Here is a 339-nt window from a genome sequence, read left to right as displayed (position 1 = left end):
GCCTGGAATTGCACAAAACAGAACTTGAAAGAGCATCATGAAACGGTCAATGCTTTCGGCACTGCAACCAAATCTGCCCTGCGTGCAATTGTGATCCTTTCTGACGAGATACCTGACCACCGTATTGCCGATCCNNGCGGCCGAGATTTATCGTGGATCAAGCTATGGTCCCAAACATCCGCTGGCGATACCGCGTGTGTCGCTGGTGGTTGATATGGTGCATGCGCTGGGGTGGGTTGATGAGACCACCTATCTGACCGGGCCGGTGGCAACACCCGATCAGCTCGCACGGTTCCATGACCCGGACTATATCGCCGCCGTCATGCAGGCCGAGCGCGA

Source organism: Thalassospira sp. UBA4513 (assembly GCF_002388495.1).
In the GTDB taxonomy this organism is placed as follows: Bacteria; Pseudomonadota; Alphaproteobacteria; order Rhodospirillales; family Thalassospiraceae; genus Thalassospira; species Thalassospira tepidiphila.
The sequence above is the reverse complement of the archived record's forward strand: the minus strand, read 5'-3'. Positions refer to the sequence as shown.